This is a genomic window from Streptomyces luteosporeus, assembly GCF_039532865.1.
Lineage (GTDB): Bacteria > Actinomycetota > Actinomycetes > Streptomycetales > Streptomycetaceae > Streptomyces > Streptomyces luteosporeus.
The window spans coordinates 6,428-31,803 of sequence record NZ_BAAASL010000010.1 but is presented as its reverse complement, the minus strand read 5'-3'; the positions used below and the strand labels follow the sequence as shown (position 1 = coordinate 31,803).

The following is a 25,376-nucleotide window of genomic DNA, read 5'->3' as shown; positions in this document are numbered from 1 at the left end:
GTTGCATCGGTCAACCCCAGGTCAGCAATTCTCCGGTCAAGCTCAGCCCCACGGCGAATCCCAGCGCAATCCGCCGGGCACCCCGGCTGGGCCGTACGGCATGGAAACATCGGGGGTTGATCAGAACAGCTTCGCCCACTTCGGGTGCGAGTTCGACGAATTCGGCGTCCCCGACCACTGCCTCGTCATATCCGTACGAACCCGGGATTCTGAACGCCTCGTCCTCCGGATGCCACAGATGGCGCCAGATCACCGTCTCGCCGCCCGCGCTCGGCACGCTGAGGTAGGCGTTGAAGGCGAACTGGGAGACAAGGGTCGCATCCAGCAGGTCACCGGAGAACTCTCGCAGTGCGTCGTCGAAATGCACCTGGAAGCCCTGATTCGGTTCCCGGGCGACACCGGCGCCCATCGATCGGCCGCCTCGGGTGCCCACCCTGATGCCGCCGGGCCAGTCGGCCCCGAGAGCGGCGCGGCACGTTTCGAACGGGTCGAAGGACAGGCCGAGGGCCGCCCAGTCCTTGCGATGCCGCTCCAGTGCCGTCCAGTAGTCGTCCGTGACCAGGCCGTTCCTGCAGTGGTCGCTCACGCCGACGCCGAAGCGCATGACCGGGGGGTCCACCCGCTTCCTTCCGTAGGCTTCGAAGGCCCTGGTCTCGAGCGCCCCGATCGTCTCCTCGACCACAGGTCGAGGCAGGAAACCGGGAACACGAACGGCAACACAGCGTCCGGCCGCGAGATCCGCGATCCTTTCCCGGGTGAATGCCGTGGCCGTGACAACGCGGAAGAAGGGGTCGCGTAAGGCACCTGGAGTCATACGGATGCCCCGTTTCTCGGCAGTGGCTAGGCGGGGCTCGGGTCGTGCACGGCCCGGAATGCGGTCTTGGCGTCGATTTCCAGCGCCCGGCGATCGGCTCTCATGATTTGCTTGGCAATCCGTCGGGCGATCTCGGACTGCGCCTGCTGGAGCGCGCTCCCCGGGGCACCCCACTGCGGCGTTCGATCGGTGACCGGCTCGGTACGGGACGGCGGCATTGCGGATCTCCCAGTGCTCGACATGTGCTGCATCACACAGAGTCGGGGTGGAGCCATGGTAAGCGCAATCCCCCCTTCGGCGTACGGCTTTCGGCCAGCTCAGCTCTGACCAGGCATTTGCCGCAGAATCTCGTCCAAGTTCTGCTCGACCCGTCGGGTCATGGGGCTCCCCGGCTTCACCCTGCGCAGGTCCTCCAGCAGGTCTCGGAACTCCTGCACCGCCTCGGGCGCGCGTCCCAGTGCGAGGAGGACAGTGGCGAGGGTGTCGCGCAGGTGCATCATCCGCTCCGAGTCCCGCGGCCGGTCGTCGTCCCGCAGCGCGCCGCGGATCTCCTCCTCGGCCTCCTCGTAGCGGTCCTGCTCCAGCAGACTGCGGGCCAGCGTCGAGCGGACGAAGAGCGTCTCGGACGTGGTGGGCGGCCAGTTGTGGCGCCGGCTGATCTCAAGGATGCTCCTCGCCTCCTGCTCCGCCTCCGCCGCGCGGCCGAGCGCGAGCATCGTGCGGGCCAGAGTGTGCCGGACCACCAGGGTGTCCGAGTGCTCGGCGCCCCGTACGTGGTTCTCCACCTGGACGATCGACCGCAGCAGCGGCTCCGCCGCCTCCCAGCGGCCCTGCTCGCAGACGGCCCGCGCGTGCTTGTGCCGGCTCGCCAGGGTGTCGGGATCACTCTCGCCCAGGACCCGCTCGCGGGCGGTGACGACCTTCGCGAACTCCCGCTCCGCGGCCGCGTGGTCCTCGCGCTCGAGCGCGATGCGTCCCTTCTCGTGCCGCAGGGCGAGGATCTCCCGGTCGTCCTCGTGGAAGCCGAAGCGGGCGCATGCGTCCACGACCGGCACCACCAGGTCGTGGGCCGGTACGAGCAGCCCCCTGGTGATGAGGAACCTGGCGGTGAGACGGGTCAGTTCGAGCGCGCCGGAGACCACGCTGCGGTCCTTCAGACCCACTGGTCCCAGCAGGCACGCCCGGGCCACCGCCCTGGCGTGCGGTGCGATCGCCGTCCACAGCGGCCAGCTGGAGGGGTGGTCGGGGTCCCTGCCCTCGGCCGCGTGCAGCAGCATGCGCACGGCCAGGCCGTAGTACTCGGTACGCCGCTGCTGAACGTCCTGGTCCTCGCGGAGCACTCCGTGGACGACCGGGTGCAGCGTCAGCACGTGGGACAGGTCGGGATCGGCCACGTCCTCGCGTTCGTCCGCGTCGACGAGGGCGAAGTCCTCCAGTCCGCGCAGCACGGCCGTGCGCTGCGCCGGGGAGAGACCGGGGAAGAGGGGTGAACGGGCGAGCACCGCGCCGTCGACCAGGCAACGGTAGGGAATCGGCGCGATGTTGAAGCAGGCGAAGACCTTGAGCAGGGGTGCCGCCTGCGGGAGGTCCTGGCGGATCAGCTGGCGCAGGGCGATGCCGTACACCTCCTCGACGATCTCGCGGCCGAGCAGTTCGTCGAGGTCCATCCCGGCGCGGGTACTGCCCGGCGCGGACTCGAAGCGGCGCTTGACCGCCTTGCAGTAGCTGTCGAAGTCACGGACCTCGCCGTCGTCCAGGGACACCTTCCTCCCGGCCTTCCCGCTGACCGCCTTCACCGTGGCCGCCGCCGTCAGGAGGGCGAGGGGCAGCCCGCCCAGCGCCGCCGACAGCCTTCTGGCCTGCTCATTGGTGCCGCCGACGCCCTCCGTGCGCTCCAGCAGCATCGACGCGCCGTCCTCGTCGTCCAGCGGGAAGACCCGGTGCACCCGGCTCCACGGGCCCCACGTCTCCTGGCTTCGCACCCGGCTGGTGACGACGACCAGCCCGTGCTCGCTCTCCGGCTCGCGCAACCACCCGGTGCCGTCGGACACCGGCCCTTCGACGGGACCGAGCTGCTGGGGGTCGTCGGCGTTGTCCAGGACGAGCAACCAGGGTTCCGGTGCGCTGTTGAGCAGATCCCACAGCAGGTCCGTGGCGCTTCCGGGACCGTGCCAGGCACGGTCGAGCTGTGCCTCCGAGGCCCCCAGCTGGCTCGCCACCGCCCGCATGCGGGAACTGATCTGGGAGACGGAGACCCACCAGACCCGTCGGCCCGCGCGGTGGGTGCGGTCGGCGATCTCCAGGGCGAGGCGGCTCTTGCCCGTACCCCCCAGGCCCGCCAGGACGTGCACCTTCTGCGGCCAGGCAGGAGAGGTGATCTGGGCGACGAGACGGTTGTGCTGCTCACCCTTGAGGTTGCCCTCCAGCTTGGCGAAGGGGGGCGCGACCGAGTGCCCGCTGCCCCTCGGCGGGGCCGTCTGCACGGCGGACACCGTGCGGGACTCGGGCCGGGGGCTGCCGGCGGACTGCAGGGCCTTGCGGACGACGAGGTAGACGGCGGCGTCGCGGTCCGCGGGCTGCACGATCGAGGAGTGGTCGCCGGCAATCACGCTGCCGTCGGGGAAGACTCCCCGGGCGACGTAGGGCGGGACGACGTTGTCGCTGGTCCCACCGTATGCCTTCACCGGGATGGGGCATTCCTGCTCGCTGTACCGGCGGGCATGGACGATCCCGGTCAGCACAGCGCGCTGGGCCTCCAGTACATAACGGTCGAACGGGCGCAGCTGACGTTCCTGGGGGTGGCGCCACACGGAGAAGAGCTTGCGCATGGTCAGGAAGAATCCGGAACCCGTATTGGGGCAGGAGAACATCAGGAAGTGCTTGATGCGGGTGAGTTCACGCCCCTTGCCGGCGGCCAGCTTGCGGGAGAGGAACCGCTGGACGACCAGACCACCCTGGCTGTGGGTGACCAGCACGATCGCCTCGGCGTCGGCGAGTGCGGTGTCCAGGTAGGAGCCCAGCTGATCGGCGATGTCGTCGAACTCGCCGATCCGCTTGGTGAGGCTCAACTGCACGACCTTCGAGTCGTATGCGAAGCAGTGGACATCGACCCGGTCCGTGAGCTCGGGGTCGGTGGTGATCAGTTGCCGGAACGCCGACCACGTCTTGGCCGACGAGAACAAGCCGTGCACGAACACCAGGTGAACGCGTATCGGTGCCGCCATCGCAAACCTCCACTGTCGGGCTGCCGTTGATGCGGTGTCGAGCGCAGGGGAGAGCAGTACGGACAGTGGGATCAATCATGCACGAGGGCCGGGTCAAGCGGACCGGAAACCGGCTTGCGGAGCACCCCGTGCGCCCCCTGGCGGTGCTCCTGTCACCCCGGGGAGCGGGTCAGTCGGTGCCGGTGATGCGGGCCACGAGCGCCCTGGCGTCCGTCGCGCGGACGCCCGCCGCCGTCAGTGCCGTGACGGCGGCGCTGCGCCCCGCCTCCGCCGGCGCCAGCACGCCGTCGTTGACGGCCTGCATCAGGCCGAAGAGCACCTGTTCCCGTACGTACGCCAGCGCCACCGCCGGCAACGGTGAGGTGAAGAGGCCCTCGTCCAGCCCCCGCTGCAGCATCGCCGCGCATTCGCGCCGTACCGGTTCCAGCCGCCGGTGGATGCCTTCGACGGTGACGCTGCGCTGGGCCAGGGAGATCAGCAGGCGGTAGCCGTCGGCGATCTCCCATGCCGCCAGCATGGAGCGGGCGAGCGCTTCGGCCGGGTCGGCGGCCGCGCGCAGCGCGTCGGCCTGGGCGGCGGCGACGGTTTCGGCCGCGTCGTCGACGAGGGCGCCGATGAGGGCGTCGCGGCTGGGGAAGTGCCCGTAGACGGTGCGGCGTACGACTCCGGCCGCGCGCGCGATCTGGTCCATGCTCGCGTCCGCGTCGCGCAGGAGCTCGGCGAGCGCGACGTCCATGATGCGTCGGCGATTGGCGTCCGCCCTGCCGGGCCTGGTCTTCATGCCCTCATTTTGCACACTGCCGTGCAGTCCCGTAATTTGCACACCAGTGTGTAATTGCACAGTCGTGTGCAAGTTCCGAAAGGGGTGGCCGATGGGCCTCGGGTTGTCGACTCCGGTCGACGAGATGGACGGTCCGTACAAGCGGCGCTGGGCGGCGCTCGGTGTCCTGTGCATCAGCCTGCTGATCATCGTCATGGCGAACACGTCGCTGACGGTCGCGGCGCCGGACATGGTCCAGGACCTGGGTCTGGGCAGTTCCGACCTGCAGTGGGTCATCGACGGCTACACCGTGCCGTACGCGGCGCTGATGCTGATCCTCGGCGCGGTGGGCGACAAGTACAGCCGCCGCGGCGCGCTCGTCCTGGGTCTGCTGGTCTTCGGCGCGGCGTCCGTGGCCGGTTCGCTGGTGGACAGCGGCAACGGCGTCATCGCGGCGCGTGCCGCGATGGGCATCGGCGCGGCCATGATCATGCCGGCCACGCTGTCGCTGCTGGCGGCGACGTTCCCGCGCGCGGAGCGGGCGAAGGCGATCACCATCTGGACGGCGACCGCGGGTCTGGCGATCGCGGTGGGTCCGCTGGTGGCCGGTGCGCTGCTGGAGGACCACGGCTGGGCCTCGACGTTCCTGATCAACGTGCCGATCGCCGCTCTCGGCATCGTCGGCGCGCTGCTGCTGGTGCCGCCGTCCCGGGCGGCCGGCGAGAAGAAGATCGACTACGTCGGTGGTCTGCTGTCCGTGCTGTGGGTGGGCTCGCTCATCTACATGATCATCGAGGGGCCGCACTTCGGCTGGGGCGCCAAGGCGATCACGGCCGCGGTCGTGGCGGGCGTGGGCTTCGTCTGCTTCGTGCTGTGGGAGCTGCGTCACCCGAGCCCCGTGCTGGACGTGCGCCGCTTCACCCAGCGGGCCTTCGCCGGCTCGACGTCGGCCGTGGCGCTGTTCTTCCTCGCCGTCTTCGGTGCCTTCTACTACCTGACGCAGCACCTGCAGTTCGTCCTCGGCTACTCGCCGCTGGACACCGGTGTGCGCATGCTGCCGCTGGCGGGCGCGGTGTTCGTCGGCGGTGCGCTGACGGCGCTGCTGACGCCGAAGGTGGGCATGAAGGTCACGGTGGCCTGCGGCATGACCGTCGGTACGGTCGCCATCGCCCTGCTGGCCCGGGTCGACGAGCACTCGACGTACAACGACTTCGTGCTGCCGCTGATCATCCTGGGTCTGGCGATCGGCCTGTCCCTGTCCCCCTGCACCAACGCCATCATGGGCTCCTTCCCGGAGGACCAGCTGGGCGTGGGCGGCGCGGTCAACAGCACGTCCATCGAGATGGGCGGTTCGCTGGGCATCGCGATCCTGGGCACGGTGCTGGCCAAGACCTACTCCTCCAACCTCGGTGACGCCGCCGCGAAGGCGGCGGCCGCGGGGGGTCCGAAGCTGCCGGAGAAGGCGCTGTCGGCCGCGCAGGACTCGGTGGGCGCGGGCCTGTACGTGGCCAAGGAGGTCGGCAAGCAGGTCGCGGCGCAGGCCGCGCCGAAGCTCGGCCCGGAGAAGGCCGCGGCGCTGGGCGCCCAGCAGGCGCACACCGTCGTGGAGGCCGTGCACAAGGCGTTCGCGGACGCGGTGGCGCACACCAGCGTCGTCGGCGCGGTGATCCTCGGCGTCGGCACGGTCGTGGTGGCGCTCCTGCTGCCGGGCCGCAAGGCCGCGGCGGCGGCCGCCGCCACCGGCGGGGCCGCGGTGTCCGAGCGCGAGCCGGAGCCGGCCGCCCGCTCCTGACCCGTACGCATCCCGAACCCGGCGCGCCCCCTGACCATGCCCCGACCGTCAGGGGGCGCGTCGCATGCCCGGCCCTCCACCGGTCCACAGGGAAACCCCCACGGCGGGGACCCGGCGGTGCCTTACCGGGTCCCGAAGGGCCGCCGTGGGGGCGTCGGCCCTCGCCGTGGGGGTGGTCTCTACGGGGTCAGTGCGCGTCCGCCCCCAGCGTCGCCTCGTCGAACGGCAGGCGGCCGGAGAGCACGTCCTGCATGCGTCCCGCGTCGATCTCCTTCACCCATGTCCCCACGAGCACCGTGGCCACCGCATTGCCGGCGAAGTTCGTCAGGGCGCGGGCCTCGCTCATGAAGCGGTCGATGCCGACGATGAGGCCGACGCCGTCGACGAGTTCGGGGCGGTGGGACTGGAGGCCGCCGGCGAGGGTGGCGAGGCCGGCGCCGGTGACGCCTGCGGCGCCCTTGGAGGCGACGATCATGAAGAGGAGGAGCGAGACCTGCTGGCCGAGGGACAGCGGCTGTCCCATCGCCTCGGCGATGAAGAGCGAGGACATGGTCAGGTAGATGGCGGTGCCGTCGAGGTTGAAGGAGTAGCCCGTGGGCACCGTGATGCCGACGACCGGCTTGCTCACTCCGAGGTGTTCCATCTTGGCGATGAGCCGGGGCAGCGCGGATTCGGACGAGGACGTCGAGAGGATCAGCAGGAACTCCCGGCCCAGGTACTTCAGCAGCGCGAGGATGTTCACGCCGGCCACCACCCGCAGCAGTGTCCCGAGGACCACCACGACGAACAGCAGGCAGGTGGTGTAGAAGCCGATCATGATCACGGCGAGGGACTTGAGCGCGTCGACGCCCGTGGCGCCGACCACGGCGGCCATCGCGCCGAACGCACCGACCGGCGCCACCCACATGATCATCGCCAGCACCTTGAACACCAGCCGCTGCAGGTGTCCGATGCCGTGCAGCACCGGCTGCCCGCTCTCCCCCAGGGCCTGCAGGGCGAAGCCGACGAGCAGGGCGACGAGCAGGGTCTGCAGGACCTGGCCGCCGGTCAGGGCGGAGACGAGCGTGGTGGGGATGACGCCGAGCAGGAAGTCGGTGGTCGAGGTGTGGGCGCCCTTGGCCTGGGCCTCGCCGGCGTGGCGCAGGCTGTCGGTCAGGTGCAGTCCGCTGCCGGGTTCGAGGATGTTGCCGACGAGCAGTCCGATGGCCAGGGCGACGGTGGACATCAGGACGAAGTAGCCGAGGGCCAGTCCGCCGACCGCGCCGACCTTGGCCGCCCGGCGCACGGAGCCGATTCCGAGCACGATCGTGCAGAAGATGACCGGCGAGATCATCATCTTGATCAGGTTCACGAAGCCGGTGCCGAGCGGCTTGAGCTCGACCGCGACGCCCGGCGCCAGCAGGCCGACCGCGATGCCGGCGAGCACGGCGGCGATCACGGCGAGGTACAGGTAGTGCGTGCGGTCCGGCCGGCGGGTGCCGGCCGCTGTCGCCGGGGGTGACTGCGCTGTCACTTCGGTCTCCGTCCGGTCCGGGTGCGGTGGGGGGTCGCGGAGACTATGCACGGCTGTTGTGACGGCGGTCACCGTTGCGTGCATTACGTTCACAAACAGGCCACCCGGCACACTGTCGGCCATGACCCCCCGCATACGCCTTCCCCGCAGCCTGGCCGGCCGGCTCTTCGCCGTGCAGATCGTGCTGGTCACCGCCGTGGTGGCCGGCTGTGCGGCGCTCGCGTACCTCTCGGACCGCGCCGAGGCGAAGGAGACGGCCCGGCGCCAGGTGACGGCGACGGCCACGGCCGTCGCCGCGTCCCCGGCCGTGGGGGCCGCGGCCCTCGCGCCGGACCCCTCCGGTGCCCTGCAGGCGTACGCCGAGCGGGTCCGGCGCGACACCGGCGTGGACTTCGTGACGATCATGTCGCCGGGCGGTGTCCGCTGGACGCACCCGGACCCGGCCCGCATCGGCGAGCGCTTCCTCGGCCACACCGCCCCGGCCCTGGAGGGCCGCACGTTCTCCGAGACGTACACCGGCACGCTGGGCCCGTCCGTACGGGCCGTGGCGCCGGTGCGGGACGCGGGCAGCGGGCAGGTGGTCGCGCTGGTCAGCGCCGGCATCACGGTGGACGCCATCAGCGCGCAGGTGCGCCGCCAGGTGGTCGTGCTGCTCGCGGTGGCGCTGGCGGTGCTGGCGGTGGGCGGCGCAGGCACGTACGCGCTGGGGGCGCGGTTGCGCCGGCACACCCACGGGATGAACGCCGCCGAGCTCGGGCGGATGCACGACTACCACGAGGCCGCGCTGCACGCGGTGCGCGAGGGGCTGTTGCTGCTGGACGGGCAGCGCCGGCTGGCGCTCGCCAACGACGCCGGCCGGGAGCTGCTCGGCCTGCCGGCCGGCGCGGTCGGGCGCCATGTGACCGCGCTCGGGCTGCCGGACGGCCTCACCGAGGTCCTGCTGGCCCCCGGCCCGCGCGTGGACGAGGTGCACCTGACCGCCGAGCGGATCGTGGTCGTCAACACCTCGCCGGTCTCCAGCGGCGAGCGCCGCGGCACGGTCGTCACCCTCAGGGACCACACCGAACTGCTGGCGCTCTCCGGGGAGCTGGACTCGGTGCGCGGCTTCGCCGAGGCCCTGCGCTCGCAGGCGCACGAGGCCGCCAACCGGCTGCACGCGGTGGTCTCCCTGATCGAACTCGGGCGCGCCGCCGAGGCGGTGGAGTTCGCCACCGCCGAGCTGGAACTCGCCCAGGCCCTCACCGACCGGGTCGTGGCGGCCGTCGCCGAGCCCGTCCTGGCCGCGCTGCTCCTGGGCAAGGCCGCCTGGGCCAACGAGCACGGCGTCGTGCTGGAGCTGACCGACGACACCCGCGTCGACGACGGCCTGCTCCCGCCCGGCCTGCCCGCCCGCGACCTGGTCACCATCCTCGGCAACCTCGTCGACAACGCCGTCGAGGCCGCCACCGGCAGCGGCGCCCACCATGCCGGGCGCGTCACCGTGACGGTGCGCACGGACGCCGCCGCGGGCGAGCTGCTGCTGCGCGTCGGCGACAACGGCCCCGGCATCGCCCCCGAGGCGGTGGCGGAGGTCTTCCGCCGCGGCTGGTCGACGAAGGAGCCGCCGCCCGGGGCGACCCCGGGGCCGTACGGGCGCGGGCTCGGCCTGGCGCTGGTGCGGCAGGCCGCCCGGCGCCACGGCGGCACGGTCGGCGTCGGCAGCTCCCCGTGGGGCGGTGCCGAGTTCACCGTCCGCCTGCCGCTGCGGGCCGCGGCGGGCGCCGCGCGCGAGGAGGTGGGGGCATGAGCCCGATCCGGGTCCTCGTCGTCGAGGACGATCCGGTGGCCGCCGCGGCGCACGCGCTGTACGTGGGGCGGGTGAGCGGGTTCACGGTCGCGGGGGTGGCCCATACGCTCGCGGACGCCGCGCAGTTCCTCAAGCGGTCGGCGGTCGACCTGCTGCTGCTCGACCTCTTCCTGCCCGACGGGCACGGCCTGTACCTGCTGCGCTCGCTGCGCGCCGCCGGTCACGGCGCGGACGTGATCGCCGTGACCTCCGCCCGCGACCTGGCGGTCGTGCGCGAGGGCGTCTCGCTGGGCGTCGTGCAGTACGTGCTCAAGCCCTTCACCTTCGCGACGCTGCGCGACCGTCTCGTGCGCTACGCGGAGTTCCGGGCGGCGGCCGGCGAGGCCAGCAGCCAGGACGAGGTCGACCGGGCGCTGGCCGCGCTGCGCGCCCCGCAGCCGGCGGCCCTGCCCAAGGGGCTGGCCGGGGACACCCTGCAGTCGGTCATCGCCACCCTGCGCGACGCCGGCGAGGAGGGGGTGACCGCGACGGGCGCGGCCGCCTCCCTGGGCATCTCCCGTATCACCGCCCGCCGTTACCTCGAACACCTCGTGAGCACCGGCTGTGCCGTGCGTGCCCCGCAGTACGGCCAGATAGGCCGTCCCGAGCTGCGCTACCGGCGGCTGCCCGGGCGCTGAGCGCGTGCCGTGCGGCCGCGAGGGGAACGTAAGCCTCGACGCCCCGTACGTCCCGGGGCCCCGTACGTGCAGGAGGTCGTGCCGTGCGTACCACCGCCCCCGTGCTCCTCGTCGCCCTCGGTGCCCTCGCCGCCGTCGCCTCGTGCGGGAGCGGGGGCGCGGGGGGCGACCCGGACACCGTCAAGGTCGCCTACCAGCGCAGCACGGACAACAAGGTCCGGCATATGGACGACTTCCTCGCCGCGGTCAAGAAGCAGTTCGAGAAGGAGCACCCGGGCAAGAAGCTGCAGTTGCTGCCGATCCAGGCGTCGGAGAACGACTACGCGGCCAAGATCCAGCAGATGATGCGCTCGGCGAGGACCGCCCCCGACGTCGTGCGCGAGGACACCTTCCGCATCGAATCCGACGTCACCAGCGGCTACTTGAGACCGCTGGACGACAAGCTCGCCGCCTGGCCGTCCTGGGCCCGGTTCCTGCCGGCCGCCAAGGAGTCCGCCCGCGCGGAGGACGGCAGGACGTACGGGGTGCCGGACGGCACCGACACCCGCGGCCTGTGGTTCGACAAGGCGCTCTTCGCGAAGGCCGGGCTGCCCGCCGACTGGGCGCCGCACACCTGGAAGGACGTCCTGGACGCCGCCCGCACCCTCAAGGCGAAGGTGCCCGGCGTCGTCCCGCTGAACGTCTACACCGGCAAGGCGGCCGGCGAGGCCGCCACCATGCAGGGTTTCGAGATGCTGCTCTACGGCACCGGCCCCGACCCGCTGTACGACCCGAAGGCGAAGAAGTGGGTCACCGGCAGCAAGGGCTTCAGGGACTCCCTGGACTTCGTGCGCACCGTCTTCGCCGAGAAGCTCGGCCCCGCCCCCTCCGACGCCCTCGACCCCAACGTCTCCACCGTGGTCGCCGGCGACTGGCTGCCCCACGGGCGGCTCGCCATCGCCCTGGACGGCTCCTGGCTCGGCAAGACCTGGCAGCCGCAGGGCGCCGCGCCCTGGCCGCAGTGGCCGCAGGTCATGGGCCGGGCCGCCTTCCCCACCCAAGGCGGCCGGGCCCCCGGCCGGGTGAGCATGTCCGGCGGCTGGAGCTGGGCGATCGGCGCCAAGTCGGCGAAGGCGGACCTCGCCTGGCAGGTGATCGAGACCCTGCAGACCACCGCCAACGCCACCGCGTGGACGGTGCGGGACGCCCAGATCGCCGTACGCGACGACGTGGCGGCCTCCTCCGCGTACCGCACCGCCCTGCCCGGCACCGACTTCTTCACCGAGCTGGTGCGCGACACCCACCACCGGCCGGCGCTGCCCGTCTACCCGCAGGTCTCGGCCGCGATCCAGGAGGCCATGGAGGCGGTCACCACCGGTGACGCGGACGCGGCGACCGCCGCGCGGCGCTACGACGCACGCCTGAAGGAGATCGTCGGTGCGGCGGGCGTGATCACGCGATGAGGCGCTGGCTGCCCCTGGCCCCGGCGACCACGCTGCTGCTGCTCTTCCTCGCCGGCCCCGTCGGCTACTGCGTCTACCTCGCCTTCACCGACACCCAGCTCACCGGCCAGGCCACCGCCTCCTTCACGGGCCTCGCCAACTTCCGGCGCGCCTTCGGCGACCCGGACTTCCGCAACGCGGTCCTGCTCACCCTCGTCTTCACGCTGCTGTCGTCCGTCGTCGGCCAGAACGGCCTGGGCTTCGCCCTCGCCGCCCTGATGCGCCGCGCCTCGAGGCCCGTACGGACGGCCACGGGCACCGTCGTCGTCGCGGCGTGGGTGGTGCCGGAGATCGTCGCGGGCTTCCTGCTGTACACGTTCTTCGCCCGCCGGGGCACGCTCGACGCGGTCCTGGCCCAGCTCCATCTCCCCGAGCAGAACTGGATGTTCACCCTGCCGATCCTGGCGGTCTCCTTCGCCAACGTCTGGCGCGGCACGGCCTTCTCCATGCTGGTCTACTCCGCCGCGCTCGCGGAGATCCCTGCGGAGGTCACCGAGGCGGCCGAGGTCGACGGCGCCGGCGGCCTGCGCCGCTTCTGGCACATCACCCTGCCGATGCTGCGCCGCTCCATCGGCACCAACCTCATGCTCAACACCCTGCAGACGCTCTCGGTCTTCGGCCTGATCTGGGCCATGACCCGCGGCGGCCCCGGCAACCGCAGCCAGACCCTGCCGGTCTTCATGTACGACCAGGCGTTCTTGAAGTCGCTGATCGGCTACGGCACGGCGGTGGCCCTCCTGCTGCTCCTGGTCGGCGCCCTGTTCTCGGCCGTGTACGTGCGCCTGCTGCGGGAGGACGTGTGAGGGAAACCCCCCTGGTCCCGCGCTGCCGGCTCGGCGAACTCACCGTCGTCCGCCACGGCCAGAGCACCGCCAACGCCGCCTTCGCGGCCGCCGGCGAGGACGGCCGGGCGCCGCGGGCGCTGCGCGAGGCCGGCGACGCCGCCGTGCCCCTGTCGCCGCTCGGCGTGCTGCAGGCCGAGCGCTGCGGCACCCTGCTCGCGGGCCGGGTGCCCGGAGCGGACCTCGTCCTGTGCTCGCCCTACCGGCGGGCGCAGGAGACCTGGCAGATCATGGCCGCGCAGGTGGCGCGCCTGGGCCGCAGCATCCCGCCGGTCCTGGTCGACGAGCGCGTCCGCGACCGCGAGACGGGCGTCCTGGAGCTGATGACCCCGGCGGACGTGCGGGCCGAGGCGCCCGAGGAGGCGCGGCGGCGCGCCCGTACCGGCGAGTGGTGCTACCGCCCGCCCGGCGGCGAGTCCCTCGCCGACGTGGCACTGCGCGTCCGGGACGTGCTCGCCGAGCTGGGCGCCGCCGTCCCCGGCGCCCACGTGCTCGTGGTCGCCCACGACGGCATCGCGGTGACGGCCCGTCACGTCCTGGCCGGCATCGGCTCGCCGGCCGATCTGCAGCGGGTCGGCAACGCCTCGGTGTCGTCGTGGGAGGGCGACGGCCGGCGCCTGCGGCTGGTGGCCTTCGGCGCGACAAACCATCTGGAGGGGCTTCCCGTTGCATGAATCACAGCTGCGCTCGCGACGATCGGCTGTTAAGGTCACGGCCATGAAGCGCGCCGCCATGTTCATGGCCTCCACGACGACGCCGGAGAGTGTCCCGGCGCGCTGACAGCTGTCCTTGTCGAAAGCCCCGGGGCGAGTGCCCCGGGGCTTCGCCGTGTGGTCACTCGCCTCACCACCCGAGGAGACCACGATGCACGACCACCGCAGGCTCGGCCGCGAACTCGACCTGTTCGACACCGACCCCCTCATGGGCGCGGGACTGCCGTACTGGCTGCCCGACGGGGCCGCCGTGCGGCACGCGCTCGAAAGTTACATCCGCGAGAGCGAACGCCGCGCCGGCTACCGGCACGTCCACTCCCCCGTCCTCGGCAAACGGGAGCTGTACGAGATCTCCGGGCACTGGGAGCACTACAGCGAGGACATGTTCCCGCCCATGGACCTCGGCGGGGAGCAGGTCGTCCTGCGCCCCAGCCTGTGCCCGCACCACGCGCTGATCTACCGCTCCCGCGCCCGCAGCCACCGCGAACTGCCGCTGCGGCTCGCCGAGCTCGGCGGCATGTACCGCGCCGAGCTGTCCGGCGTGCTCGGCGGCCTCACCCGCGTACGGTCCATCCAGCTCAACGACGCACACATCTTCTGCTCCCTGGACCAGGTCGCCGAGGAGGCGCGGGGCGCGCTCGCCCTGATCCGGCGCGCGTACGAGGCGATGGGCATCGAGGCGGCCCGCTACCGCCTGTCCCTGCCCGGGGCGGGCGGCAAGTACGTCACCGACCCGGCCATGTGGCAGCGGGCCGGCGCGCTGCTCGTCGAGGTGCTCGAAGCCGAGGGCATCCCGTACGAGGCGCAGGAGGGCGAGGCCGCGTTCTACGGGCCCAAGATCGACGTGCAGATCGCCGACGGCGCGGGCCGCGAGGCCACCCTGTCGACCGTCCAGGTCGACTTCCACCAGCCCGCGCGCTTCGACCTGAGCTACATCGGCGCCGACGGCGCGAAGCACCGGCCGGTCATGGTGCACCGCGCCGTCATCGGCAGCGTGGAGCGGGCGGTCGCCCACCTGATCGAGGTGCACGGCGGCGCGTTCCCCGCGTGGCTGGCCCCCGTGCAGGTGGCGGTGCTGCCGGTCTCGGACGCCGAACTGCCGCAGGCCGAGGAGCTGGTACGGCGCTGCGTGGAGGCGGGCCTGCGGGCCGAGGTGGCCGCGCCCGTCCAGGGCACCCTCGGCGCCCGGATCCGCGCGGCCCGGCTCGTGCCCTACCAGGCCGTGATCGGCCCCGCGGAGGCGGCCGGCGACCAGGTGTCCGTACGCCTGCGCGACGGCCGGCGCCCCGTCGCGCTGCCGGCGGCCGAACTGATCGCCCGCGTCGGCGCCGTGGTGGGCGCGCAGGGGGCCGAACTGTGGCCGTGACGGGGAAGGAGTGCTGATCCGAACGGGTGAGGGGGTGTGTGCGGGGCGAGCGGGGCGGAAAGGTCGCCCGCATGCGTCCGCGTACCTTCTTCGCCGCCACTGCCACCGTTTTCGCCCTCGCCCTCGCCCTTGCCGGGGCCACGGGGCCGGCCACCGCCCAGTCCCCCGCGCAGGACTGGGTGGTGAACAACCCCCGCGCCGTCGTCGTCCACCGCACCACGGGCATGTGCCTGACCGGCACGGGCGGCGCGGGCAGCCCGGTGACCACGCAAGGGTGCCGGAACGCGCCCGGCCAGCAGTTCGTCGCCGAAGGCGGCGAGATCTACCAGCGCACCGCCGACCTGTGCCTGACCGCGGCCGCCTCCGGCGGCCCCGCGACCCTGCGCCGCTGCGACGGCTCGGCAGGGCAGCGGTTCGGCGTCCAGGGCGCGACCATCCGCCAGGCGGACGGCGACCGCTGCCTGACGGCCACCGGCGCAGGCCGGCCGGTGGTCCTGACCCGGTGCACGGCCTAGCCGGGGCATGTCCGGCGCCCCGTAGGGGCGCGGGGAACTGCGCGACAAGCCACAGCGCGCCCGCAGGTGAGGTGCCGCGCTGCGCCGGACCTCGCCGGCTGCAGGCCGCCGGTGGCTGATCGCGCCCACGCGGCGGCAGCCGCAGATCGACACGGCCCCGCGCCCCTCATGGGGCGCTCCGCCGGCGGGCGATGCGGCCGCCCAGGGCCTGGGCCGCGCCCGCCGCCACCGGCAGCAGGGCGAGCCCGAGGGCCGGGGAGCCGGCCGGCACACCGGCCCGGCGCAGCCGGGCCAGGGCCCAGACGCTGTAGGGCACGACGACCGTCGGGGACGTCGCCACCCCCGGCGTGTAGCCCCGGTAGGCGGCGGACTGCCCCATGTGCACCAGGCCGTGCAGGCCGAAGCCCGTCAGGACCGTACGGAAGAAGGCGCTGCGCCCCCGAGTGCGCGCGCCGTCCGCCGCGGCCGCGGCGATGAACAGCGCCATCAGCCCGATCGCGACGTTCACCTGCGGCTGGGTGACCTCCACCTTCGACCACACCCGCCGGGGCACGCGCGGGAAGCGGGCCGCCAGGCGCGGGACGGCCCCCTTGGACCAGGGGGCCATGGCGAGGAGCTCCTCCAGGTCGTTGGCCGCCCAGGCGGCGAACAGCCCCCAGTAGACGGCCGCGGGTATGGCGTCGCGGGCTTCCTTGTCGGGCGTGCGGTCCATCGGCTGCTTCTCCTCCGTGCCGTCGTCGATCACCACAGCGCGGACTGTCGCACGGGCGCCGGCGGGGCGCACCCGTTTTACGGGCAGCCCCAAAGGGGCGCGGGGAACTGCGCGATCAGCCACGACGCGCCCGCAGATGCCGTGCTGCACCCGGCCCCCGCCGGTGGCGCGGCGGCAGCCGCAGATCGACACTGCCCCCGCGCCCCTGACGGGGCGCCGTGGAGGCCGCCCTAGCGCGGGTTGAAGACGACGCTGGCGAAGTGCGCGCCGCTCGGCGCGGACTGCCCCGGCGCGAGCCGCGTCGCGGACCCCTTGCACCGCTTGTCGCTGTAGACGACGACGGGCCCCTTGGTCGCGTTCTGCGCGCCGCGGGCCTCCTGGCCCATGTCGTAGCACTTGTTGTCGGGCGGGTTCTGGATGGAGTACGCCTTGTTCTTGGGCCCCACCCAGGCGAACGTCCCGCTCGCGGCGGTCGCCGTACCCGCGGTGGTGGCCGTGACGAGAGCGAGCCCGCCGAGTACGACGGCGAGCGAACGGCAAAGACGCATGTTCTGTCCTTCGTGAGCGACGAGGGCTACCGACACCCGGACCAACGGTCGGGCCGTTGGGAAGGAAACGGCCCGAAACCGGATAGGCCGGGTGAACGGCTCGCCACCGACTTGAACCTCACGCCGCGTCAGGAGGCATCGTGACGGCATGACCTCCTCTGCTTCCCCGCCCTGGAAGGTCGGCCGGCTCGCCGAGGCGAGCGGGCTGACCGTCCGTACGCTGCACCACTGGGACACCATCGGACTGCTCACCCCCTCCCTGCGCACAGCGGGCGGCCACCGGGAGTACACGGAGGACGACCTGGTCCGCCTCTACCAGGTGCTGGCGCTGCGCAGCCTCGGGCTGGGACTGGAGTCCATCGCGGCGTGCCTCGACGCCGGCGTCGACCCCGTACGGCTCGTACGCGACCATCTCGCGGACGTCGAGGGGCGGATCGCCGCCCTCGACACGCTGCGCCGGCGTCTTCGGCAGCTGGAGGCCGGGCTGTCCGGCGAGGACCGCGACAACGCAAACTCTGACCTCCCGGCACCCGGTGACCTGCTGGAGGCCCTGCGGGCGGCCGGCGGTGGCAGCGGCCCGGAGGCGGAGGCGGTGCTGCGCCGCCACCTGGACGCCGACGGCCTGGCCGTGCTGCGGGCGGGCGCCACGGCCGCCGGGCCCGCCGCGCACTACCTGCTGCACGTCGAGTGGCCGCAGCTCTACCGCCGCGCGCAGGAGTTGCGCGCGGCGGGCGTTCCGCCGACCGACCCGCGCGTGCGCAAGCTGGTGGCGCGCATGGACGAACTGGGCGCGCTGTTCTCGGGCGGCGACTCCCGTGTCTCCGCCGGGGTGCGCGACGCCTGGCGGGACGACCCGGCGGCCGTCTCCGGCGATCCGCAGGCGCCCGCGGACACCTGGCGCGACCTCGCCTCGTACCTGGACGCATCCCGTCGCCCGGAAGCACCGGAAGGAACCTTGTGATGAACCGTCTGGACATCACCGCCGCCCTCGCCCCGGCGCTGCCCCTGCTCATGGCCCTGCCGTTCTGCGCCGTCCTGGCCTCGATCGGCGTGGCCCCGTGGGCGGTCGTGTGGTCCGTGCCCGTGGCCGCGGCCGTGTACGCCGCCGTCGGCTACCTGCGCATCAGCCGGGACCGGCGCCGGCGCGGGCCCGGCCCCGGCTGAGCGGCGCGCTTTACGCCGCCTGCACCGGCGGGTTCGGCTTGATGACGGCGAAGGGGGCGCCGTGGCCGTCGGCCAGCCACGCCATGCGGCCGACGTCGGGGACGTCGGAGGCGGGCATCAGCACCGAGCCGCCCGCGCCCTGCGTCACGCGCACGACCGTGTCGACGTCCTCGACGGCGAAGTACGGCAGCCAGCGCGGCTTCTCCGATTCCTCGCGCAGCGGCACCACGCCGCCGAAGGCGGCCTGCTGCTGGTCGCCCTCGGCGGTCGCCAGCACGGTGTAGGTCATGCCGGGGACCTTCAGGTCCTCGGAGCGCCAGCCGAAGATGCCGCGGTAGAAGGCCTTGGCGGCGGTGGGGTCGCCGGTGTGCAGTTCGGCCCAGCACAGGGCCCCGGCCTCCGACGCCTTTTCCAGGCCCTGGACGGCGGCCGGCTGCCACAGGGAGAAGTCCGCGCCGCCGGGGTCGGTCAGGCAGGCCATGCGGCCGGCGCCCATCACGTCGAAGGGTGCGACGCGCACGCGGCCGCCGCCCTGTTCGACGGCCTTCGTCGTGGCGTCGGCGTCGGGGGTGCGGAAGTAGACCGTCCAGGCCGCTTCGGCGCCGTCCTCCGTGAGGGGGCCGACGGCGGCGACGGTGCTGCCGTCCTTCCTGAAGAACGCGTAGCCCCCGGCGTCCGGACCGGCGGACTCCGTCTCCCAGCCGAAGACCGTGCCGTAGAAGGCGGCGGCCGCGTCCGTGTCGGGGCTGCCGAGGTCGAGCCAGGTGGGAGATCCGGTGACGAAGTCGGTGGTGAGCATGGTGGTGTGCTCCCTTCAACGGGTTCCGCCGAATGTCCCCGCCCGTACCCGTATCAGTCTGGCACCGGGCACCGGGCCGCGCCCGGCCAGGCCCTCACTCGAACGGAGTAGCCCTCCGATCGCAGGGCGCGCGACCGAGGCGCACGATGAGAGGTGCTGGCAGAACAGTGATTCGCGTTCCCGATCAGGAGCAGATCATGACGACAGCCAAGGAAATCATGCACCCCGGCGCCCAGTGGATAAAGAAGACCGACACCGTGCTGCGCGCCTCCCAGCTGATGCGCGACCTCAACGTCGGCGCGATACCCGTGGCCGACGAGAACGAGCGGCTGTGCGGGATCATCACCGACCGCGACATCACCGTGAAGTGCGTGGCCGAGGGCCTCGACGCCTCCCGCTGCCAGGCGGCCGAGCTCTGCGAGGGCACCCCGCGCTGGATCGACGCCAACGCCGACGTGGAGGACGTCCTGCACGAGATGGAGAACCACCGCATCAAGCGGCTGCCGGTCATCGAGAACAAGAAGCTCGTCGGCATGATCAGCGAGGCCGACCTGGCCCAGCACCTCACGGACGACCAGATCGCCGAGTTCGCGGAGATGGTCTACGCCCGGGGAAGCTGACATGAAGGCCAGGGACATCATGCACAAGGGCGCCCAGTGGATCACGCGCGACGAGACGCTGTCCCGGGCGGCCCAGGTCATGGACCTGATCGGCGTGGGGGCGCTGCCCGTCAGCGACGCGAACGGCAAGCTGTGCGGGATCGTCACCGACCGCGACATCGTGGTCAAGTGCGTGGCACGCGGCCGCGACCCGACGAAGGTCACGGCCGGCGACCTGTGCGAGGGCACCCCGCGCTGGATCGACGCCGACGCGGACGTCGACGCCGTGCTGCACGAGATGGAGACCCACCGCATCCGGCGCCTGCCGGTCATCGAGCACAAACAACTGGTCGGCATGATCAGTGAGGCGGACGTGGCCCGGCACCTGTCCGACGACCGCGTCGCCGAGTTCGCGAGCCACATCTACGCCGACGCACCCTGACGCGTTTCCCGGCGGCGCGGCCCCCGCCGCGCCTAGCCTGGCGCCATGAGGGGCGACAGCGGGGCCGGCGTACGCCGTGTGGAACGGCGCCTGCGCCGGGGGCGCGTGCTGGCCGGGGGCGGCGCAGTGGTGTGCGGCGGGGCGCTCGCACTGGCGGCGGGTACGGACGGGGCACCGACCACGCTGCTGGTGTGGACGGCGGTCGCGGCGGTGTGCCTGGCGGCGGCGACGCTGCTGCCGTGGCAGCGCGGGCGCCCGGTGCGGCGGCCGGACAAGCCGGTGCCGATACCGCCGGGGCAGCCGCAGCCCCGAGCTCCCATGCCCGCGAGCGGCAGCCCGGGGCAGCCCCGCACGCCCAACGCGCTCCCGACGCCACGCCGCTCGCACACCCTCGGGTGGGTCGGTCTGGCGGTCGTGCTGCTGGCGGGCCTGGGGGTGTTCCTGCAGCTGTCGCTCGGCGACTCCCCTCCGCATGGCAGCGGCTCCAGCCCACCGCAAGGGACGCCGCCGGTCGGCTCGGCCGCCCCGGCCACCCCCACCCCCGGCACGACCACCGCTCCGTCCGCCCCCGTCACCGCGGCCCCGCCCGAGCAGGTGCCCGCCAACCCGAACGCGGGTGCCGGCGTGGGCGTCGGCGCCGGTACGGGCACGACCGGGGGCCAGGCCCCCGGGCCGTCCGACACCGTCGCCCTCATCACCGCCCTCGGCGGCCTGCTCACCGCCGTCGGCGGATGCGTCACCGCGGCCGCCGCGGTGATCCAGGCCCGCGCCGCCGCGCGGCCCGCACCGCCCTCCGCGGAGTGACGGCGCCCTCCCTGCCCCGGGCGGGCCCGCGCTACGCTCCCGCCGTACGCGCCGCCGCGCCGCCCGGAGGTGCCATGCGCCCGCTCGCCGCCCGCCGCCGCTTCCGCCTCTCGCGTCCCGTCCGGCAGCGTCTGGCGGCCGATGCCGCGCTGCTCGTGCTCTTCGCCGCCTTCGCCGTGCCGCTGCTGTGGCTGCTGCTCGCCTCCGTGGATGCGGGTGCGGGGCTTCGGGTGCAGGTGCCCTCGGAGCCGACCCTGGAGAACTTCTCGGCCGTCCTGACCGACGAGATCACCTTCCGGCCCATGCTCAACAGCGTGCTGCTGTGCGGCAGCGCGACCGCGGTGACGGTCGTGTGCGCCGCGCTCGCCGCGTACCCGCTCTCCCGTTACCGCTCGCGCCTGGCGCGGCCGTACCTGCTGGGGGTGCTGTTCGCCACGTGCCTGCCGATCACGGCGGTGATGGTGCCGGTGTACGGGCTCTTCGTGCGCATCGACCTGATCGACACCCTGTACGGCACCGCGCTCTTCCTGGCCACCGCCCAATTGCCGTTCGCCATCTGGCTGATGAAGAACTTCATGGACGGCGTGCCGGTGATGCTGGAGGAGGCCGCCTGGACGGACGGTGCGAGCCGCGCCCAGGCCCTGGTGCGGGTGGTCCTGCCGTTGATGGGCCCCGGGCTGGCGGTGGTGACGATCTACTGCTTCATCATGATGTGGGGCAACTTCTTCGTGCCCTTCATGCTCCTGCTCACGCCGGACCGGCTGCCGGCGTCGGTCAGCATCTTCACGTTCTTCGGCAACTACGGTCAGGTGGCCTACGGTCAGCTGGCGGCCTTCTCCGTGCTGTACTCCACCCCCGTCGTCCTCCTCTACGCCCTCATCGCCCGCCGCCTGGGCGGCGGCTTCGCGCTGGGGGGTGCGGTGAAGGGGTGAGGCGGGCCCGGTGTGGCTCTTGGGGAGGATGCCGTACGTCTGAAGTGCTACGCCGCGCCGGTATCACGGTCCCGCAGGGTGACGGGGGATTCCGGTCTGGGGGCTGACGTCCGGGACGGGGGGCGGGCCAAGAATTGGAATCGCTGATTCCAGCACTGTTCCAGGCCCCACTCCCCGGAGGAGACCCGTGTCGTACGCGGCTGCCCGTCCAGCTCCCCCCGCATCCACCCCCACCGTCGCCGCGCGCGCCGAGGGATTGTGCAAGGTCTACGGGCAGGGGGAGACGCGGGTCACCGCCCTGGACGCGGTCTCCGTGGAGTTCCGGCAGGGCGAGTTCACCGCGATCATGGGGCCCTCGGGGTCGGGCAAGTCCACGCTGATGCACTGCATGGCCGGGCTGGACACCGTCTCGTCCGGGTCCGTACGCATCGGGGACGTCGAGCTGAGCAGCCTGAACGACCGGCAGCTGACCCGGCTGCGCCGCGACCGGGTGGGGTTCGTCTTCCAGGCGTTCAACCTGCTGCCGACGCTGACCGCGCTGGAGAACATCACGCTGCCCCTGAGCATCGCGGGCCGCCGGCCGGACGCCGAGTGGATGCAGCGGATCGTGGAGACGCTGGGGCTGTCCGGGCGGCTGGGGCACCGGCCGAGCCAGTTGTCGGGCGGGCAGCAGCAGCGCGTGGCCGTGGCGCGGGCGCTGACCTCGCGGCCGGAGATCGTCTTCGCCGACGAGCCCACCGGCAACCTCGACTCGCGCTCCGGCGCCGAACTCCTCGGTTTCCTGCAGGAGTCGACGCGTGCCCTGCGGCAGACGGTGGTCATGGTCACGCACGACCCGGTCGCCGCCTCCTACGCGGACCGCGTCGTCTTCCTCGCCGACGGCCGCATCGTCGACGACATGCACGGACCCACGGCCGACTCCGTCCTCAACCGGATGCGCCTGTTCGACGCCAAGGGCCGTACGAACTGAGCCTGCCGCCGCCGTCCCCGCCCCACCACACCCAGGACCCCACGTGTTCCGTACCGCCCTGCGCAATCTCCTCGCGCACAAGACCCGGCTGATGATGACCGCCCTGGCGGTGCTGCTCGGCACCGCCTTCGTCACCGGCACCCTGATCTTCAGCGACTCGGTGGGCAGCGCCTACCGCAACCGGATGGCCAAGAGCCTCGACGACGTCGCCGTCTCCGTGACCGCGGACGGTCGCGCCGGCCCCGACGCCGGCGAGCGGGCCGTCCTCGACGAGCGGACGGCGCGGCGCATCGCCGCCCTGCCGGGCGTCGCCTCCGTCCGTCCCTCGGTCACCGGCATGCCGTTGATCGCGGACAGGAACAACGATCCCGTCGGCGGCTCCTGGGGCAGCGACGGCGCCAACTACGTCCCCGGCAAGGACGGCAAGGACAGCCGCTACCCGCTGGTGAAGGGCCGCGGGCCGGCTGCCGAGGGCGAGGTGGTCCTGGACGTGAAGACCGCGGGCAAGCTCGGCGTCACGCTCGGCGGCACCGTGCGCATGGCCGTCGACGGCCCGGTGGTGTCCAAGAAGCTCGTCGGCATCGTCACCACCGACAATCCGCGGGTGAGCGCGGGTGCCGGCCTGGCGCTGTTCGACACCCCGACGGCGCAGAAGCTCTTCGGCAAGCCCGGCGAGTACTCCGAGCTCGTCGTCTCGGCGACCCCCGGCACCGACCAGAGCGCGCTGACCGCGAAGGTCCGCGCGATGCTGCCCAAGGGCCTGGAGGCCACGAGCGGCACGGAACTCGCGGCCGCGCAGGGGAAGGTGATCGACGAGCAGACGCGCTCGATCCGCAAGACGCTGCTGGTCTTCGCGGGCATCTCGCTCTTCGTCGGCGTCTTCATCATCGCCAACACCTTCACCATGCTGGTGGCCCAGCGCAGCCGGGAGATCGCGCTGCTGCGCGCCGTGGGCGCCTCGCGCCGCCAGGTCGTGCGCTCGGTGCTGATCGAGGCCGGTCTGCTCGGCCTGGTCGCCTCGGCCGCCGGTTTCGTCCTCGGCATCGGCGTGGCCACCGGCCTGCACCCGGTGCTGAACGCGACGGGCGCGAGCCTGCCCGACGGTCCGCTGGTCGTGAAGCCGTCGGCGGTGCTGTCCGCCCTGGGCGTCGGCGTGGTCGTGACGGTGCTCGCCGCGTGGCTGCCGTCCCGCAAGGCGGCGCGGATCGCCCCGGTCGAGGCGCTGGCCGCCGTCGACCAGGCCCCGGCCCCGCGCGGCCTGGTCGTGCGCAATGCGATCGGCGCGCTGCTCACGACGGCGGGCGTGGCGCTGATGCTGTACGTGACGACGTTCAAGGACAGCAGCGGCATGCAGTACGCGATGGCGGGCTCGGCGCTCACCCTCACGGGCCTGATCGTGCTGGCGCCGCTGCTCTCCCGCCCGGTGGTGCGCCTCTTCGGCGGCCTCGCGATCCGGCTGGCCGGCGTCAGCGGCAAGCTGGCCCGGCAGAACGCCCTGCGCAACCCGCGCCGCACGGCCGCCACGGCGTCCGCGCTGATGATCGGCCTGACGCTGATCACGGGCCTGACGGTGGCCGCCGTCTCGGCGGACCGGGGCATGGCCTCGATGGGCAAGCAGGACATGACGGCGGACTACAAGGTGAGCTCCTCCAACTACCTCGGCCTCTCCCCCGACATCGCCCGGACGCTGGCCGGGCAGCCGGGCGTGGCGACGGCCGTGCCGCTGCGGTCGGCCGGCTTCCAGTCGGACGGGCGCCCGGCGCAGGCCACGGCGACGGACACCCGGGCCCTGGGCACGGTGGTCGACGTCCACGTCGTCAGCGGTTCGCTCGCCGACGTCCGGGGCACGGCCTCGGTGGCCGTCTCGGACAAGTTCGCGGCCGATCACCGTCTGACGACGGGGGCCACGGTGCCGATGTCCTTCTACGACGGCCAGAAGGCCGCCCCGCGCGTCGTCGCCGTCTACAAGGACAACGACGTGCTGTCCTCGGTCCTCGCCGCCCCCGCCCTGGTGGACCCGCACATGGAGAAGGTGCGCGACGAGCAGGTGCTGGTGAAGGCCGCGCCGGGCCGGGCGCAGGAGCTCCCGAAGAAGATCAAGGAGGCGCTCGGCGGCAACCCGCTGATCAAGGTCGAGAGCCAGGACGACCTGCGCCGCGCCGAGGCCGGCAACATCGACGACGTCCTGTACCTGATGTACGGGCTGCTGGGCATGGCCGTGGTCATCGCGGTGGTCGGCGTCGTCAACACCCTGGCCATGTCGGTCTTCGAGCGGACGCGGGAGATCGGGATGCTGCGCGCGATCGGCCTGGACCGGCGCGAGGTCAAGCGGATGGTGCGGCTGGAGTCCGTGATGATCGCGATGTTCGGCGCGGTGCTGGGCGTGGCGGCCGGTTGCTTCCTGGCCTGGTCCGGCGGCCACCTGCTGCGCTCGTCGTTCCCGCAGTACGAGATGGTCGTGCCGTGGGCGCGGATCGCGGTGTTCCTGCTGCTGGCGCTGGCGGTCGGGGTGCTGGCCGCGGTCTGGCCGGCCCGCCGGGCGGCGAAGCTGGACGCGCTGGAGGCGATCGGGGCGCCATAAGGGGCGCCCTGCGCGAGGGCCCCCGCCCGGCGGATGCCGGGCGGGGGCCCTCGCGCACGAACGGCGCCCCATAGGGGCGCGGGGAACTGCGCGACAAGCCACGACGCGCCCGCACCCGGGCCCCGGGGTAGTGCGTCGGCTGCGGGCCGTCGGTGGCCGATCGCGCAGTTCCCCCCGCCCCTACCGGGGGGGGGGGGGGGGGGGGGGGGGGGGGGGGGGGGGGGGGGGGGGGGGGGGGGGGGGGGGGGGGGGGGGGCGCCGGCGGCGGGCTGGCCCCAGCCCCGCCCTTTCACCGTTTCCCGGGGGCTCCGCCCCCGGACCCCCTTTCGGGGCTCCGCCCCG

Annotated in this window: 23 protein-coding genes; 16 read left to right on the top strand and 7 right to left on the bottom strand. The window is 73.0% G+C overall.

Going from position 1 to position 25,376, the window contains the following annotated elements; all coding sequences use genetic code 11:
- Nucleotides 1-10 precede the first annotated feature (10 nt).
- The 3 genes from ABD361_RS15000 to ABD361_RS14990 all read right to left on the bottom strand — a co-directional run bounded on the left by ABD361_RS15000 (nucleotide 11) and on the right by ABD361_RS14990 (nucleotide 4,819).
- Nucleotides 11-682: a 2OG-Fe(II)-dependent halogenase WelO5 family protein gene (locus tag ABD361_RS15000; RefSeq protein WP_344435719.1), complete on the bottom strand. Its 672-nt coding sequence runs from the start codon at nucleotides 680-682 to the stop codon at nucleotides 11-13.
- A gap of 449 nt (nucleotides 683-1,131) precedes the next feature.
- Nucleotides 1,132-4,038, bottom strand: coding sequence for an alpha/beta hydrolase (locus ABD361_RS14995; RefSeq protein ID WP_344435718.1), 2,907 nt, complete (start codon nucleotides 4,036-4,038; stop codon nucleotides 1,132-1,134).
- 169 nt (nucleotides 4,039-4,207) lie between these two features.
- The gene (locus tag ABD361_RS14990) at nucleotides 4,208-4,819 is read right to left on the bottom strand and encodes a TetR/AcrR family transcriptional regulator (protein ID WP_344435717.1); all 612 of its coding nucleotides are present in this window, start codon (nucleotides 4,817-4,819) and stop codon (nucleotides 4,208-4,210) included.
- A gap of 91 nt (nucleotides 4,820-4,910) precedes the next feature.
- On the opposite strand from ABD361_RS14990, the gene ABD361_RS14985 reads away from it, so the two are divergent.
- Nucleotides 4,911-6,590: an MFS transporter gene (locus tag ABD361_RS14985; RefSeq protein ID WP_344435716.1), complete on the top strand. Its 1,680-nt coding sequence runs from the start codon at nucleotides 4,911-4,913 to the stop codon at nucleotides 6,588-6,590.
- A gap of 187 nt (nucleotides 6,591-6,777) precedes the next feature.
- Here ABD361_RS14985 and ABD361_RS14980 read toward each other — a convergent pair whose 3' ends face one another.
- Entirely contained in the window at nucleotides 6,778-8,103 is a 1,326-nt protein-coding gene (locus ABD361_RS14980) for a cation:dicarboxylate symporter family transporter (protein ID WP_344435715.1), read from the bottom strand.
- Nucleotides 8,104-8,224: 121 nt separating this feature from the next.
- On the opposite strand from ABD361_RS14980, the gene ABD361_RS14975 reads away from it, so the two are divergent.
- The 7 genes from ABD361_RS14975 (at nucleotide 8,225) to ABD361_RS14945 (ending at nucleotide 15,483) form a co-directional block, all read left to right on the top strand.
- On the top strand, nucleotides 8,225-9,889 hold the full coding sequence (locus ABD361_RS14975) for a sensor histidine kinase (RefSeq protein ID WP_344435714.1): 1,665 nt from the start codon (nucleotides 8,225-8,227) through the stop codon (nucleotides 9,887-9,889).
- Nucleotides 9,886-10,566, top strand: coding sequence for a response regulator (locus ABD361_RS14970; RefSeq protein ID WP_344435713.1), 681 nt, complete (start codon nucleotides 9,886-9,888; stop codon nucleotides 10,564-10,566). The genes ABD361_RS14975 and ABD361_RS14970 overlap by 4 nt, the downstream gene beginning before the upstream one ends.
- A gap of 83 nt (nucleotides 10,567-10,649) precedes the next feature.
- A complete protein-coding gene (locus ABD361_RS14965; RefSeq protein ID WP_344435712.1) occupies nucleotides 10,650-12,008 on the top strand; it encodes an extracellular solute-binding protein in 1,359 nt (452 codons plus the stop codon).
- On the top strand, nucleotides 12,005-12,850 hold the full coding sequence (locus ABD361_RS14960; protein ID WP_344435711.1) for a carbohydrate ABC transporter permease: 846 nt from the start codon (nucleotides 12,005-12,007) through the stop codon (nucleotides 12,848-12,850). The genes ABD361_RS14965 and ABD361_RS14960 overlap by 4 nt, the downstream gene beginning before the upstream one ends.
- Nucleotides 12,847-13,563 (top strand): histidine phosphatase family protein, encoded by a 717-nt coding sequence (locus ABD361_RS14955; RefSeq protein ID WP_344435710.1) that lies wholly within the window; start codon nucleotides 12,847-12,849, stop codon nucleotides 13,561-13,563. The genes ABD361_RS14960 and ABD361_RS14955 overlap by 4 nt, the downstream gene beginning before the upstream one ends.
- Before the next feature lie 190 nt (nucleotides 13,564-13,753).
- Nucleotides 13,754-14,968 (top strand): threonine--tRNA ligase, encoded by a 1,215-nt coding sequence (thrS, locus tag ABD361_RS14950; protein WP_344435709.1) that lies wholly within the window; start codon nucleotides 13,754-13,756, stop codon nucleotides 14,966-14,968.
- A 71-nt stretch (nucleotides 14,969-15,039) separates the two neighbouring features.
- Complete coding sequence (locus tag ABD361_RS14945) at nucleotides 15,040-15,483, top strand: ricin-type beta-trefoil lectin domain protein (protein WP_344435708.1); 444 nt, start codon at nucleotides 15,040-15,042, stop codon at nucleotides 15,481-15,483.
- A gap of 166 nt (nucleotides 15,484-15,649) precedes the next feature.
- Here ABD361_RS14945 and ABD361_RS14940 read toward each other — a convergent pair whose 3' ends face one another.
- On the bottom strand, nucleotides 15,650-16,231 hold the full coding sequence (locus tag ABD361_RS14940; protein ID WP_344435707.1) for an HXXEE domain-containing protein: 582 nt from the start codon (nucleotides 16,229-16,231) through the stop codon (nucleotides 15,650-15,652).
- A gap of 194 nt (nucleotides 16,232-16,425) precedes the next feature.
- Nucleotides 16,426-16,743: a hypothetical protein gene (locus ABD361_RS14935; protein ID WP_344435704.1), complete on the bottom strand. Its 318-nt coding sequence runs from the start codon at nucleotides 16,741-16,743 to the stop codon at nucleotides 16,426-16,428.
- A 148-nt stretch (nucleotides 16,744-16,891) separates the two neighbouring features.
- Here ABD361_RS14935 and ABD361_RS14930 point away from each other — a divergent pair, with 148 nt between their 5' ends.
- Both ABD361_RS14930 and ABD361_RS14925 read left to right on the top strand, forming a co-directional pair.
- Complete coding sequence (locus tag ABD361_RS14930; protein ID WP_344435703.1) at nucleotides 16,892-17,704, top strand: MerR family transcriptional regulator; 813 nt, start codon at nucleotides 16,892-16,894, stop codon at nucleotides 17,702-17,704.
- Entirely contained in the window at nucleotides 17,704-17,907 is a 204-nt protein-coding gene (locus ABD361_RS14925; protein ID WP_344435702.1) for a hypothetical protein, read from the top strand. Before ABD361_RS14930 ends, ABD361_RS14925 begins: the two co-directional genes overlap by 1 nt.
- A gap of 10 nt (nucleotides 17,908-17,917) precedes the next feature.
- Here ABD361_RS14925 and ABD361_RS14920 read toward each other — a convergent pair whose 3' ends face one another.
- The gene (locus ABD361_RS14920; RefSeq protein WP_344435701.1) at nucleotides 17,918-18,706 is read right to left on the bottom strand and encodes a VOC family protein; all 789 of its coding nucleotides are present in this window, start codon (nucleotides 18,704-18,706) and stop codon (nucleotides 17,918-17,920) included.
- Between the two features lie 197 nt (nucleotides 18,707-18,903).
- Here ABD361_RS14920 and ABD361_RS14915 point away from each other — a divergent pair, with 197 nt between their 5' ends.
- The 6 genes from ABD361_RS14915 (at nucleotide 18,904) to ABD361_RS14890 (ending at nucleotide 25,034) form a co-directional block, all read left to right on the top strand.
- Entirely contained in the window at nucleotides 18,904-19,326 is a 423-nt protein-coding gene (locus tag ABD361_RS14915) for a CBS domain-containing protein (RefSeq protein WP_344435699.1), read from the top strand.
- A gap of 1 nt (nucleotide 19,327) precedes the next feature.
- Nucleotides 19,328-19,747 carry a CBS domain-containing protein gene (locus tag ABD361_RS14910; RefSeq protein WP_344435698.1) on the top strand — a complete coding sequence of 140 codons (420 nt, stop codon included), beginning with the start codon at nucleotides 19,328-19,330 and terminating at the stop codon, nucleotides 19,745-19,747.
- Nucleotides 19,748-19,792: 45 nt separating this feature from the next.
- Nucleotides 19,793-20,551, top strand: a complete 759-nt coding sequence (locus ABD361_RS14905) for a hypothetical protein (RefSeq protein WP_344435696.1) — start codon at nucleotides 19,793-19,795, stop codon at nucleotides 20,549-20,551.
- A gap of 74 nt (nucleotides 20,552-20,625) precedes the next feature.
- A complete protein-coding gene (locus tag ABD361_RS14900) occupies nucleotides 20,626-21,483 on the top strand; it encodes a carbohydrate ABC transporter permease (RefSeq protein ID WP_344435991.1) in 858 nt (285 codons plus the stop codon).
- Nucleotides 21,484-21,670: 187 nt separating this feature from the next.
- The gene (locus tag ABD361_RS14895) at nucleotides 21,671-22,453 is read left to right on the top strand and encodes an ABC transporter ATP-binding protein (RefSeq protein WP_344435694.1); all 783 of its coding nucleotides are present in this window, start codon (nucleotides 21,671-21,673) and stop codon (nucleotides 22,451-22,453) included.
- Between the two features lie 43 nt (nucleotides 22,454-22,496).
- Nucleotides 22,497-25,034, top strand: coding sequence for an ABC transporter permease (locus tag ABD361_RS14890; RefSeq protein ID WP_344435693.1), 2,538 nt, complete (start codon nucleotides 22,497-22,499; stop codon nucleotides 25,032-25,034).
- Nucleotides 25,035-25,376 lie beyond the last annotated feature (342 nt).